General features: G+C 69.5%; 10 protein-coding genes. 6 read left to right on the forward strand and 4 right to left on the reverse strand.

Annotated elements, in window-relative coordinates; genetic code table 11:
- Positions 1-234 precede the first annotated feature (234 nt).
- The 3 genes from BW949_RS02525 to BW949_RS02535 are packed head-to-tail and all read left to right on the forward strand — an operon-like array spanning position 235 to position 3,272.
- Positions 235-1,185: a lysylphosphatidylglycerol synthase transmembrane domain-containing protein gene (locus tag BW949_RS02525; protein WP_235816181.1), complete on the forward strand. Its 951-nt coding sequence runs from the start codon at positions 235-237 to the stop codon at positions 1,183-1,185.
- A complete protein-coding gene (locus BW949_RS02530) occupies positions 1,186-2,493 on the forward strand; it encodes an FAD-binding oxidoreductase (protein WP_076363323.1) in 1,308 nt (435 codons plus the stop codon). It begins immediately after the preceding gene.
- On the forward strand, positions 2,490-3,272 hold the full coding sequence (locus tag BW949_RS02535; protein WP_076363324.1) for an SDR family NAD(P)-dependent oxidoreductase: 783 nt from the start codon (positions 2,490-2,492) through the stop codon (positions 3,270-3,272). The genes BW949_RS02530 and BW949_RS02535 overlap by 4 nt, the downstream gene beginning before the upstream one ends.
- Before the next feature lie 40 nt (positions 3,273-3,312).
- On the opposite strand, the gene BW949_RS02540 is transcribed toward BW949_RS02535, so the two are convergent.
- Both BW949_RS02540 and BW949_RS02545 read right to left on the reverse strand, forming a co-directional pair.
- A complete protein-coding gene (locus BW949_RS02540; RefSeq protein WP_076363325.1) occupies positions 3,313-4,746 on the reverse strand; it encodes a UbiA family prenyltransferase in 1,434 nt (477 codons plus the stop codon).
- A gap of 11 nt (positions 4,747-4,757) precedes the next feature.
- Complete coding sequence (locus tag BW949_RS02545; RefSeq protein WP_076363705.1) at positions 4,758-5,627, reverse strand: lytic transglycosylase domain-containing protein; 870 nt, start codon at positions 5,625-5,627, stop codon at positions 4,758-4,760.
- A gap of 324 nt (positions 5,628-5,951) precedes the next feature.
- Here BW949_RS02545 and BW949_RS02550 point away from each other — a divergent pair, with 324 nt between their 5' ends.
- The 3 genes from BW949_RS02550 (at position 5,952) to BW949_RS02560 (ending at position 8,468) form a co-directional block, all read left to right on the forward strand.
- Positions 5,952-6,140, forward strand: coding sequence for a hypothetical protein (locus BW949_RS02550; RefSeq protein ID WP_076363706.1), 189 nt, complete (start codon positions 5,952-5,954; stop codon positions 6,138-6,140).
- A gap of 350 nt (positions 6,141-6,490) precedes the next feature.
- Positions 6,491-6,685 carry a hypothetical protein gene (locus tag BW949_RS02555; protein ID WP_076363326.1) on the forward strand — a complete coding sequence of 65 codons (195 nt, stop codon included), beginning with the start codon at positions 6,491-6,493 and terminating at the stop codon, positions 6,683-6,685.
- 184 nt (positions 6,686-6,869) lie between these two features.
- Positions 6,870-8,468, forward strand: coding sequence for a GMC family oxidoreductase (locus BW949_RS02560; RefSeq protein WP_076363327.1), 1,599 nt, complete (start codon positions 6,870-6,872; stop codon positions 8,466-8,468).
- An 88-nt stretch (positions 8,469-8,556) separates the two neighbouring features.
- Here the strand turns inward: BW949_RS02560 and BW949_RS02565 are convergent, their stop codons facing one another.
- Together BW949_RS02565 and BW949_RS02570 are read right to left on the reverse strand one after the other, a co-directional pair.
- Positions 8,557-11,625, reverse strand: coding sequence for an efflux RND transporter permease subunit (locus BW949_RS02565; RefSeq protein WP_076363328.1), 3,069 nt, complete (start codon positions 11,623-11,625; stop codon positions 8,557-8,559).
- A gap of 10 nt (positions 11,626-11,635) precedes the next feature.
- On the reverse strand, positions 11,636-12,799 hold the full coding sequence (locus BW949_RS02570) for an efflux RND transporter periplasmic adaptor subunit (protein ID WP_076363329.1): 1,164 nt from the start codon (positions 12,797-12,799) through the stop codon (positions 11,636-11,638).
- Positions 12,800-13,048 lie beyond the last annotated feature (249 nt).

Here is a 13,048-nt window from a genome sequence, read left to right on the forward strand (position 1 = left end):
CTGCCATGTCACCCCGGCGGGGGCTGCGGCCGCGAAATCCCGCGCAGCCCCCGAGACCCTATGCCGCAGGAAAAGCCGTGCTATTGTCTCGAATATCGAAACACCATCACATTGCTGCCCAAGTTCTCGTCTAGATTGGACCTGATGGACCGGAAGCCTCGCCCCTCCCGCGCCCGCAAGGCGCCCGCGCGCGCCCCCCGCGCCCCCCGTTCGCGCCCGCGCGAGCTGGGGTTGATGGCGTTGATGATCAGCGCGGTTCTGGCCGGTCTTGCGGGGCTGGCGGCGGCCACCGGCTGGGACGAGACCTGGGCCGCGCTCGAACGGGTGCCGGCGCAGCTGGTCGCGGTGCTGCTGGCGCTGTCGGGGCTCAATTACCTGCTGCGCGGGCTGCGCTGGCATCTGACCGCCGAGCGGCTGGGCCTGCCCACGCCGATGAAGGCCAACCTGCGCCATTTCATCGGCGGCTTTGCGCTGTCGGTCACGCCGGGGCGGCTGGGCGAGCTGGTGCGTCTGCGCTGGATCGCGCGCGAGACCGGATGGCGGGCCGAACGCGCAGCGCCCCTGGTCATCATGGACCGCGCGGGCGATCTGGCGGCGCTGGCGCTTCTGCTGGCGCTGGCGGCGGGCACGACGGCGGGGGGCGACGCGCGCTCGGCCGAGGCCTTGACCGCGGCGGGCGGCGCGCTGGTCGCGGCAATTCTCGCCACCCATCCGCGGCTGATTGCCGGCGGGATCGGCGCGACGCATGCCACCTTGCGCCAGATCGCGCCGCCGCTGGCACGCCGCCTTTTGCGCCCCTTTGCGCGGGCGCGGGCGGCCGCGGCTTCGCTTGCGCGCTTCACCCACGGGCCCACACTCCTGGCGGCGCTGGCGCTGGGGATGCTGGGGTGGCTGGCCGAATCGCTGTCGTTCCACCTGCTGCTGGGCGCGCTGGGCGCCGATCTCGGTCTGGCGCGTGCCACGGCGATCTTCGTCTTTGCCACGCTGGTGGGGGGCGCGACCGGGGCGCCGGGGGGCCTTGGCGGCGCCGAGGCCACGATGGTCGCCCTGCTCACGCTCGACGGCGTCGACATGCCCACCGCGCTGGCCGCCACCGCCCTGATCCGACTGACCACGCTCTGGTTTGCGATCCTGCTGGGACTGCTTGTCTTTCCCACCGCCGAGCGCATCTCGAAAGGCAACTGAATGCGTTGGAAGACCACGGAATATTCCGGCTGGGGCCGGGCCCTGCGCGCCACGGGCGATCTGGCCCGCCCCGAGCGCCACGCCGAGCTGGACGCGATCCTGACGGACGGGCTCTGCCCGGCGCTGGGGGCGCGGCGCTCCTATGGCGATGCGGCGCAGAATTCGGGCGGCCGCGCGGTCGAGATGACGCGCCTTGACAGGCTGATCGACTTCGACCCCGCCACCGGCATCCTGACCGCCGAGGCCGGGATCGCGCTGGCCGAGATCCTGCGCCTGTTCGCGCCCCGCGGCTTCATCCCCGCGGTCCTGCCCGGCACCGGCCACGCCACGCTGGGCGGCGCCATCGCCATGGATGTGCACGGCAAGAACCACCATCACGCCGGCAGCTTCGGCCAGCATGTCGCGGAAATCACCCTGCGGCAGGCGGGCGGCACCGTGACCACCCGCGCAGGCGACGACCTCTTTGCCGCGACCCTGGGCGGGCTGGGCCAGACCGGCATCATCGAAAGCGCCCGGCTGCGCCTGACGCCTGTGCAGGGCGCCATGATGGAGGTGCACGAGACCCGCGCCCCCCATCTCGACGCCCATCTCGACGCGCTCGAGTCCTCGGGCGCGGAATATGTCGTGGGCTGGCTCGACGCGACCGCGCGCGGCAAGCGGCTGGGCCGCGGCATCCTCGAGGAAGCGCGCATCGTGCCGCTGCCCGCCGCCTATCGGCCGACGCCCGCCGCCGTGCCCTTCGAGGCGCCGCGCGCGGCGCTGTCGCGGCCCGTCGTGCGCGCCTTCAACGCCGCCTATTACGCCCGCGTGCCCCGCGCCGGGCGCACGCGGCTGCGCGCGATGCATGATTTCTTCTTCCCGCTCGACCGGATCGCGGGCTGGAACCGGCTCTATGGCCGCGCGGGCTTTCACCAGTTCCAATGCGTCCTGCCGCTGGCCGCGCGGGGCGATCTGCGCGCGCTGCTGACCGAGATCGGCGCCTCGGGGCTGGCCTCGCCGCTTGCGGTGCTCAAGCGGCTGGGACCGGGGCGCGCGGGGATGCTGGGCTTTCCGATGGCGGGCTGGACGCTGGCCGTCGATTTCCGCGACAGCGCCGCGGCGCGAGCGCTGATCGGCCGGCTGATCGCGCGCACCCGCGCAGCCGGGGGGCGGATCTACCTGGCCAAGGATTCGCTGGCCCAACCACAGGACATCGCCGCCATGTATCCCGATCTGCCCCGCTGGCAGGCCATTGCCGCGGCCGCCGACCCGCAGGGCCTTCTGGCCACGGATCTGGTGCGCCGGCTCGAGATGAGGAGCCTTGCATGACCCTCGCTGCCACTGACACCCCCACGAACGGCGCCGATGCCCCCGCCGAGACCTGGATCATCCTGGGCGCCAGCTCGGCCATGGCGCGGGCCTTCGCGCGGGCACTGGCCGAACGCGGCGCGGGGCTGATCCTGGCCGGGCGCGATCCGGCCGATCTGGGCGATCTGGCGCGTGATTGCCGCGTGCGGGGCGCGCGCCTGGCCGAAACCCATCCCTTCGACACCCGCGACCCGGCCACCTTCGCACCGCTGATCGCCCGCGCCAAAGCCGAAAGCGGCACGCTTTCGGCCGCGGTCTTTGCCGGCTCGATGCCGGCACAGAGCGCCCTCGACGCCGATCCCACCCTGATCGCGGGCGTTGTCACCGACAATTTCACCGGGCCGGCCACGCTCCTTGCCCATCTCGTCCCCGAGATCGAGACCCGCGGCGCCGGGCGCGTCGTCGGCGTGGGCTCGGTGGCGGGCGACCGCGGGCGGCTGGGCAATTACACCTATGGCGCGGCCAAGGCGGGCTTTCACACCTATCTGTCGGGGCTGCGCAACCGGCTGGGGCGCGCCGGCGCCCAGGTGCTGACGGTCAAGCCCGGCTTCGTCGATACCGCCATGACCTGGGGCCTGCCCGGCCTATTCCTGGTCGCGCCGCCCGAACGGGTGGCCGCGGACATCCTGACGGGCCTCGAACGCGGGCGCAACGTGATCTACACGCCGGGTTTCTGGGGCGCGATCATGGCCATCATCCGCGCCATCCCCGAGCCGATCTTCAAGACGCTCAAGATCTGACGCCCCGACGCCCCGCTCCCCTGCCCGGCATCGGCGGCCCTCAGCCGCCGAACCATTCCGCCCAGAGACCGGCGGCCCAGAACATCAGGCTCAGCGACACCATCAGCAGCGCCAGCCCCAGCCGGTCGCGCAGGGCAAAGACGATCGGGTCATAATCCTGCTTGCCGAACCAGCCCAGCGCCACCATGCGGATCATCCACCAGCCCATCGGCACCATCGCCACCCACATCAGCCAGGTGTCGGGATAGAGATGCCGCCCCTGCGCCGAGATCGTGTAGAGAAAGAAGATCACCAGCGCCCCGGCCACGCCCAAGCCCGCCACGTTCAGAAGATCGCCACGGTCGGCCCGCCCGTAGCCGCGCCCCGGCAGCCGCGCATCCGACGTGGCCAGCGTCAGCTCGGTCAGCCGCTTGACGCAACCCAGCGCAATGAAGACCGGAAAGACGAAGATCAGCGTATAGATCGACACCGCGATCCCCGCAGCCGCCGCCCCCGCCACCACGCGTTCGGTGTAAAGCGCGGCCAGCGTGGCCACATCGACCCAGCGCGCGCGCTTGAGGCGCAGCGAATAGGCCAGCGACGTGCCCATGTAGAGCACCACCACCCACAGGAAATTCGCCCCCAGCGTGGCGCCCACCGCCAGCGCCAGCCCGACAAGGCCCGCCGTCGCCGCCATGCCGTGATCCAGCCGCGCCGTCCCCGCCGCAAAGGGGCGGGTGCATTTCTTCGGGTGGCGCCGGTCGGCCTCGAGATCCAGCAGATCGTTGACCAGATAGATCGCCGAGGCCGCCGCCGAAAAGGCGACCATCCCCCAGATCACCGAGGCCAGCGCCGCGATGTCGAAGCGATGCGCCGCGATCAGGGGCAGGAACAGGAGCACGTTCTTGACCCATTGATGCGGCCGGATCGCCGTCCACAGCCCCCTGGGCGCGGCCTTCGCCGGCAGCGCGATGACCTCGCCGCCCGGCGGCACCGGAATGTCGGCCGCGCGCAGATCGCCCACGACATAGGCGCGCCGCGCCTGCGCCCAGACCGCCCGGTCGGCCCGCGAATCGCCGGCATAATCGAAGCCGCCCACCCCGAAGGCCGCCACCAGCGCCGCGGCCTTGGCCTCGGCCTTCAGGTTGTGGCCGTCCTCGCTGGCAAAGACGCGTTCGGAAAAACCGTGCAGGCGCGCCAGTTCCGCCACCAGCCGCCGGTCCGAGGCCGAAGCCAGGATCACCTCGCGTCCCTCGGCCAGGGCCGCGCGCGCCAGCTCCATCACCGCCGGGTTCACCGGCACGAGGTCCAGCCGCAGCCCCGCAGGCGCGACCAGCGCCGCCTTGAGCCGCGCCGGGCGGGCCAGATGGCGCAGCGCGGCCAGCGTCGCCCCCGGCGCCCGCGCCAGCCCCGCCCAGAAACATTCGAACAGCAGATCCGACGCCAGCAGCGTTCCGTCCACGTCCAGGACCAGCGGTACCTTGTCCTCGGCCATCCCCCCTCCCCCTAGCCTTTCAGCGCAAAGACGCAGCCGTCCGACATCAGCTCGGGCGGGGTCAGGCACAGCCCCCGCGCCACCGACCAGGCCGCCAGCACCTTGGGCACATAGCCCCGCGTCTCGGCATAGGGCGGCACGCCCCCGGCCGATTTCACCGCGTTCTCGCCCGCGTTATAGGCCGCGATCACCATCAGCGGCTCGTGCTCGAATTCGCCCATCAGCCAATCCAGATAGGCCACGCCGCCGCGGATGTTCTGCGCCGGATCGGTGGCGTCGGTCACGCCGAATCGCGCGGCCGTGGCCGGGATCAGCTGCATCAGCCCCACCGCCCCGGCCGACGAGACCACATCCACCCGCCCCGAGCTTTCGACCCCGATCATCGCCAGCACCAGCGCCGGCGACACCCGCGTGCCGACCGTGGCGGCCAGGATCTCGCGCCCATGAAGCGCCGCGATCGCCTGCAAATCGGCCAGCCGCGGGGCCGGCACGGCGCGCCCGCCGGGGCCCATGGCCAGCGCCGCCAGCGCCTCGGACAACCGGCCCTTCTGCGCCCCGCGCGTGGGCGACACGCGCTCCCAATACCAATCGAAGGGCAAGGGCCCCGGCGCTGCGGCCACGGCGGCGGGCGGCGGCGCCTGACTGCCCGCCTCGGGCGGCAGGCCTGCGCCCACCCGCGGGTGGACGGCCAGCGCACGCGCCTGTTCGGCGGGGTCGATCTGGATGGTGAGTCGCTTCTCGCCGGGCTTCGGAACGCCCACGCGCTTGATCTCGGCCATGCCCGGCAGGGCCTGCCCCAGCAGGGCGGCAAGGCACAGCGCAAGCGTCACAGCACGGCCCGGCACACCGGAACCGCGCAGGCGGCGAGGAAAGGGGGTCATCTGCTCGGACATCGGTTCTCGGGACCGTTTTGCACATCATGACGCAGAAAGCCCCGAAAAACCAGAAGCCTGCGCCGGGGCGCCCCTGTCGGCGGCCAAAAGGGCGGCCTTTGCGCAACAGGGCCAGTGGCACCCGGCGCGGTCCGGGGCGTTAAGCATTTGTTTAAAATGATCGCCAAAAAGCGCCGAGACTGCCCAATTCGAGCCACGATTGAGGGGCCTTATGGCCTCATGCCGCAGCGGTCGGACCAGCCAGCCACACGGACCGCGGCGGAGCGATCGGCAACCGAAAGCCGCACCATCACAGGAGAGACACCGATGCAAATGTTCAAGATCGTCAAGAAATTCAACGCCGAAGAAGAAGGCGCCGTGACCGTTGACTGGGTCGTGCTGACCGCCGCCGTCGTCGGCCTGGGCCTGGCCGCGCTGAACGTCGTGCGCACCGGCACCAGCACCGCGTCGAACACGATTTCGGGCGAACTGGCCAAGACCTCGATCAAGAGCACGTTCTGATCTCTCCTCACGGAATTCACGCAACGGCCGCGCCTTCTGGCGCGGCCGTTTTCGTCTGTAATCACCTGTTTCAATTAACCAATTCATCGCGTTCAGATCCGCCCCCGCATTGCCTGCGGTGCGGATATCCGCCCCACGATCCCACCCGCAATGGTTGCATTAACGGAAACACAATGTTTCCGGGATTGACTGGAAAGGACGGAAATCAGGCCAATCCTGCCCCATTCGGGTCACGTTTCGGGAGCGTTATGTCCCCATGCCGAGACGGAGGGACGAGCCATCCCGAAGGACCGGCGCGGACCAACCCGGATCTCAGGATCCACAGATACAGATCACCAGGAGCAACTCCGATGCAAATGTTCAAGATCGTCAAGAAATTCAACACCGAAGAAGACGGCGCCGTGACCGTTGACTGGGTCGTGCTGACCGCCGCCGTCGTCGGCCTGGGCCTGGCTGCGCTGAACGTCGTGCGCACCGGCACCAGCTCCGCGTCGAACACGATTTCGGGCGAACTGGCCACGACCTCGATCAAGACCACGTTCTGATCCCGCGCCAGAGACCTTCGCAAAGGCCGCGTCCCCAAGGGGCGCGGCCTTTCGAACATCTGGCGCCCCCTGCCCCCCTCTCCCCCGCAAACGCGGGGCCCGGCCGGCCGCCTTCTGCGCGCCGCTCTTGTCCGCCCGCCCGATCCGCGCGACAAATTCAACCGGGAGCGAGGAGGACATTCCCTTGGACAGCTATGACTACATCATCGTCGGCGCCGGCAGCGCCGGCTGCGTTCTGGCAAACCGGCTTTCGCAGGACGCCCGCCACCGCGTGCTGCTGATCGAGGCCGGGGGCCGCGACACTTACCACTGGATCCACATCCCGGTGGGCTATCTCTATTGCATCGGCAACCCGCGCGCCGATTGGTGCTTTTCCACCGCGCCCGAGGCCGGGCTGAACGGCCGGTCGCTGCGCTATCCGCGCGGCCGCGTGCTGGGGGGCTGTTCGTCGATCAACGGCATGATCTACATGCGCGGGCAGGCCGCCGATTACGACGGCTGGGCGCAGAAGGGCTGCACCGGCTGGGGCTGGGACGACCTGCTGCCGCTGTTCAAGGCCCAGGAAGACCACTACCGCGGTGCCTCGGACCTGCACGGGGCGGGCGGCGAATGGCGGGTCGAGCGCGCGCGCGTGCGCTGGGACGTGCTCGACGCCTATCTCGAGGCCGCCGCCGAGGCCGGCATCCCCCGCACCGAGGATTTCAACCGCGGCACCAACGAAGGCGCGGGCTATTTCGAGGTGACCCAGAAATCGGGCGTGCGCTGGAGCACGGCCAAGGCCTTCCTGCGCCCGGCGATGAACCGGCCCAACCTGCATGTGGTGACCGGCGCCGTCGTCGACCGGCTGGTGATCGAGGAAGGCGAGGCCCGCGGCGTGATCTGGGCGCGCAACGGCCAGCGCGAAGAGGCCCGCGCCACGGCGCAAGTGATCCTGAGCGCGGGCGCGATCGGCACGGTGCAGATCCTCGAACGCTCCGGCGTGGGCCGGCCCGAGGTGCTGCGCGCGGCCGGGATCCCCCCCCAGATCGAGATCCCCGAACTGGGCGAGAACCTCCAGGACCACCTGCAATTGCGTCTGGTCTTCAAGGTGCAGGGCGTCCCCACCCTGAACGAGATGTCCGCAACCCTCTGGGGCAAGGCCCGCATCGCGGCGGAATACGCGCTCCGGCGGTCGGGGCCGATGGCGATGGCGCCCTCGCAGGCGGGGATCTTCACCCGCTCGGGCCCCGAGAAGGCGACCCCCGACCTCGAATTCCACATCCAGCCGGTCTCGCTCGACACGTTCGGCGCGCCGCCGCACCGCTTCCCGGCCATGACCGCCAGCGTGTGCAACCTGCGCCCCAGCTCGCGCGGGCGGGTGCATGTGACCTCGGCCGATCCCGAGGCGCACCCCGAGATTGCGCCGAATTACCTGTCGACCGAGGCCGACCGCGATGTCGCCGTCCGCGCGATCGAGCTGGCGCGCCACATCGCTCGCCAGCCCGCCTTTGCGCGCCTCTCGCCCGAGGAATATCTGCCCGGCGCCCAGCTCACCAGCCACGCGGATCTGGTGAAGGCCGCGGGCGAGATCGGCACCACGATCTTTCATCCGGTCGGCACCGCGCGCATGGGCGCCGACCCCGATGCGGTGGTCGATCCGCAATTGCGCGTGCGCCGGATCGGGCGGCTTCGGATCGCGGATGCCTCGATCATGCCCACGATCACCTCGGGCAATACCGCGGCGCCCTCGATGGTGATCGGGGAAAAGGCCGCGCGGCTGATCCGCGCCGACACGCGGGTCTGAGACCGCGCCCGCAGGCGAAAGGGGCGCCCCGCGAAGGGCGCCCCTTTGTCGTTGGCGGGTTCGATGTCGTTGGCGGGTTCGGCGGGCCTCAGCCGGCGGCGGCGCGGTGTTCCTCGCGCCTGGCCCAGGCCGCGTCCGACAGCGAGATCAGCGTATAGAACATCGGCACCACGAACAGGGTGAACATCGTCCCCATCGTCAGACCCGAGAACATGACGATCCCCATCGCCCGGCGCGCCGCGGCCCCCGCCCCTTCGGCCAGGATCAGCGGCACCACCGCCAGCACCATGGCCGCCGTGGTCATCAGGATCGGCCGCAGGCGCACCTTTGCGGCGGCCACGATCGCCTCGCGCCGGGTCAGCCCGTTCTGATGGCGCTGCTGGTTGGCGAATTCCACCATCAAGATGCCGTGCTTGGTGATCAGGCCGACCAGCGTGATCAGACCCACCTGCGAATAGATGTTGAGCGTGCCCAGCCCCACGTTCAGCGGCAGCACCGCCCCGAACATGGTCAGCGGCACCGCCATCAGGATGATGAACGGGTCGCGGAAGCTCTCGAACTGGGCGGCCAGCACCAGATAGATGACCAGCACGGCCGCGCCGAAGACGATCAGGATCGTGTTGCCCTGTGCCACCTCCAGCCGCGACTGGCCCGAATAATCGATGAAGAACCCGTCGGGCAGCAGCTCGCGCGCGATCTTCTCGATCTCGGCCAGGCCTTCCCCGGTCGAGGTGCCGGGAATGGGAAGCGCCGTGATCGTGGCCGAGTTCAGCTGGTTGAACTGCTCGATCGAGGCCGCCGCCACCCCGGTCTCGATCTTGACCAGCGACGACAGCGGCACCATTTCGCCGCTGGCCGCGCGCACGAAGAACTTGCCCAGTTCCTCGGGGTTGGCGCGGTCGCGCCGCTCGACCTGCGGGATGATGTCATAGCTGTTCGAATCGCGGTCGAACTGCGCCACGCTGGCGCCGCCGACCAGAAGGCCCAGCGTCGCCCCGATCTGCGAGACCGGCACATTGAGCGCCGCGGCCCGGTCGCGGTCGATGGTCACGCGCACCTCGGGGGCGTCGAAGGCCAGCGAGTTCTGGACCACGATGAACTTGCCCGACGCCTGGGCGCGGCGCTTGATCTCGTCGGCCAGCTCGACCACGCGCTCGGAATCGTGGATCGACTGCACCACCAGCGAGATCGGCAGCCCGCCGCCCGTGCCCGGCAGCGTCGGCGGCGCGAAGACAAAGCCCTGCACCCCGGCCACGCCGTCAAGCCGCGCCTGGATGTCGCCCTGGATCTCCTTCTGGCTGCGCTCGCGCAGCGCCCAGTCCTTGAGCGCCCAGATATAGATCCCGGTATTGTCCTGCCCGCCGAAGCCCGCCACCGAGAATTCGGTGCGCACTTCCTCGATGCCCTTGGTCCGCTGCGAGATCGTGTCGGTGTAAAGCGCGGTATATTCCTTGGTCGCGTAGCGCGGCCCGTTGAGGAAGGCAAAGAGCGCGCCCTGGTCTTCCTCGGGGGCCAGTTCGGTCGACGTCTTGGTCAGCATGAAGCCCGTCGCCGCGACCAGCACCACCACCACGAAAGCGGTCGTGCCGCGCATGTCGAGCGAGCCCTCGACGCGCCGGCCATACCAGGCCGACAGCCGGTCCGAGATGCGGTCGATCCGGCGCTGGAAGCCGCTGGCCTGCCCGTGGCTGAGAAGCCGCGCCGCCATCATCGGCGTGATCGTCAGCGCGATGATCCCCGACAGCACCACCGAACCCGCCAGCGTGAAGGCGAATTCCCGAAACAGCGCCCCCGTCAGACCGCCGGTGAAGCCCAGCGGCGACAGCACCGCCGCCAGCGTGATGGTCATGGCAATGACCGGGCCGGTGATCTCCTTCATGCCGCGGATGGCCGCCGCCATGGGCCGCATGCCGTCCTCGATATGGCGGTGGATGTTCTCGACCACGACGATGGCGTCATCGACGACAAGGCCGATGGCCAGCACCATGGCCAGAAGGGTCAGCAGGTTGATCGAATAGCCCAGCGCCAGCAGCACCGCCATCACCCCGATCAGCGACAGCGGGATGGTGACGACCGGCATCACCACCGACCGGACCGAGCCCAGGAACAGCAAGATGACCACGACCACGATGGCCACGGCCTCGGCGATGGTCTTGAACACCTCGCGGATCGAGGCCGAGATCGTCTCGGTGGAATCGTAGACCAGTTCGATCGACATGCCCTCGGGCAGGGCCTCGTTGATCGCGGGCAGTTCCGCCACCACCGCGGCCGCGGTATCCAGCGGGTTGGCCGAGGGCGTCGGGAAGACGCCGATGAAGGTGCCCGGCTGGCCGTTGAAGGTGACGATCTCGCCCTCGCCGTCATTGGCCAGCTCGACCCGCGCCACGTCGCGCAGCCGCACCACCGCATCGCCATTGGCCCGGAGCGGCAGCGCGCCAAAGGCTTCGGGCGTCTGCAAGGTGGACTTGAGCGTGATCGAATGGGCGTAGAATTCGTTTTCGGTCTTGCCCGGCGCTGACAGGAAGTTCGACGCCTGGATCGCGGTCATCACCTCGGACGCCGTGACCCCGCGCGCGGCCAGCTTGACCGGGTCGATCCAGACCCGCATCGCATAATTCGACGCACCGATCACGTTGATCTCGGCCACGCCGGGAATGGTGGACATGCGCGGCCGGATCACCCGTTCCAGATATTCGGTCAGCTGCTCGGGCGTCATGTTGGGGTTCAGCGCCGCCAGATACATCAGCGCGAATTGCCGGCCGGTGCCTTTCACGATCACCGGATCCTCGGCGTCGTCGGGCAATTGGCCGCGCACCTGCTGGACCTTGGACAGCACGTCCGTCAGCGCCACATCGGGGTCGGCGCCCAGCTTCATCTGCACCGACACCACCGAGGCCGAGGGCCGCGACTGCGAGGTCACGTAATCGATGTTCTCGGTCGTGGCGACCGCCGCGGCAATGGGCGCGGTGATGAAGCCCTGGATCAGCTCGGGGGCGGCTCCGGGATAGACGGTGGTGATGGTCACCACGGTCTCGTCGACCTCGGGATATTGGCGCACGGGCAGGTTGAAGATGGCCTGCGTGCCCAGCAGCAGCATGAAGGCCCCCAGCACGGTGGCCAGCACCGGGCGCCGGATGAAGATTTCCGAAAGGCTCATCGCGTGTCCCTTACTGACCGTTGGCGGGCGCGTCCGCGCCGTCCTGCGGCGCCGCGTCCTCGCTGGCAGGCGTTTCCCCCGAGGCGGGGTCGGGGCTGACGCTGTTGTCGATCTTGACCACGGCGCCGGGGTTGAGCTTGTTCTGGCCGGCGTTGACCACGCGGTCGCCCGGCGCCACGCCTTCGATGATCTCGACCAGATCACCCGAGCGCCGGCCCAGTTTCACGAACACCTGCGCGACCTTGAGGACGGGGCCGTCCTCGCCCTGTTCCTCGCGGACCAGATAGACGGAATCGCCGTAGAGGTTCGAGGCCACCACCGTCTGCGGCAGCGCGATCACGCCGGTTTCCTCGGGCAGTTGCACACGCACGCTCAGGAACTGGCCGGGCGTGATGCGCCCGCCGGCGTTGTCGACCTCGGCGCGGATGGTGACCAGCCGCGAATTGGGATCGACCTTGGGCTCGATGCCGACGATGCGCCCCGAGGCGGTGATATCGCCCACCTCCGAGGTGACAACGACCTTCTGCCCGCGCGAGATCAGCCCCTTGTCCTGTTCGGGCAGGGTGAAATCGACCCGCATCCGGTCAAGATCCTGAAGCGTGGCATAGACGGTGCCGGCGGTGACATACTGGCCGCGCTCGACCTGCGGGATACCGATCACGCCGGCAAAGGGCGCATCCAGCCGCTTGGTGTCGAGAACCGCATGCAGCTTGGCCACCGTGGCCACCGCCTGATCATAGGCGGCCTGGGCACTGTCGAGCGTGTCGCGGCTCTGCGCGCCCCGGCTCGACAATTGCCGCGCGCGTTCCAGTTCGGTGCGCGCCAGCACCAGGGCGGCCTCGGCGGCGGTCAGATCGGCGCGTTCGCTGCGGTCGTCGATCTGGACCAGAAGCTGCCCCTCGGACACCTTGTCATTGGCCTCGAAGGCAATCTCGGAGACGGTGCCGGCGGCTTCGATGGACAGATCGACACCGGCGGCGGCGTTGGCCGTCCCGATCGCCTCGAGCCCCGGCGTCCAGTCGATGGGCACGACCGTCGAGGTCGAGACCGTGACCGGCTTGGGCTTCATGTTGGCGAAGATCTGGGTGATCATCTGGTCGCGGAACAGGTTGAAGCCGACGACCCCCCCGGCAACGACCAGGACAAGAACGATGACAATAATGCGCTTGAGCATGATAAACCTCTGACGGGCCGCGTGGCTCGAACCCGCAGCATCGACTTTTCTGAACCGTGAAGTGTTGTCTTCGGTAAGGAAAGTCAACTCTGCGTGCCCGCCCGGCCCGGATCGGGGCCAAGCCGCGGCGAATGGGGCGCAGTTTGTGACCTGATTGCCCCCCCCGGCGGCACCCCGGCCCCAACCGCGCGCGGCCGCCTCACCCCCGCCGGGATGCCCAGCGCGGCGGCAGCCGCTGGCGCTGCGCAC

Origin of the sequence: Phaeovulum vinaykumarii, from assembly GCF_900156695.1 — a bacterium.
Lineage (GTDB): Bacteria > Pseudomonadota > Alphaproteobacteria > Rhodobacterales > Rhodobacteraceae > Bieblia_A > Bieblia_A vinaykumarii.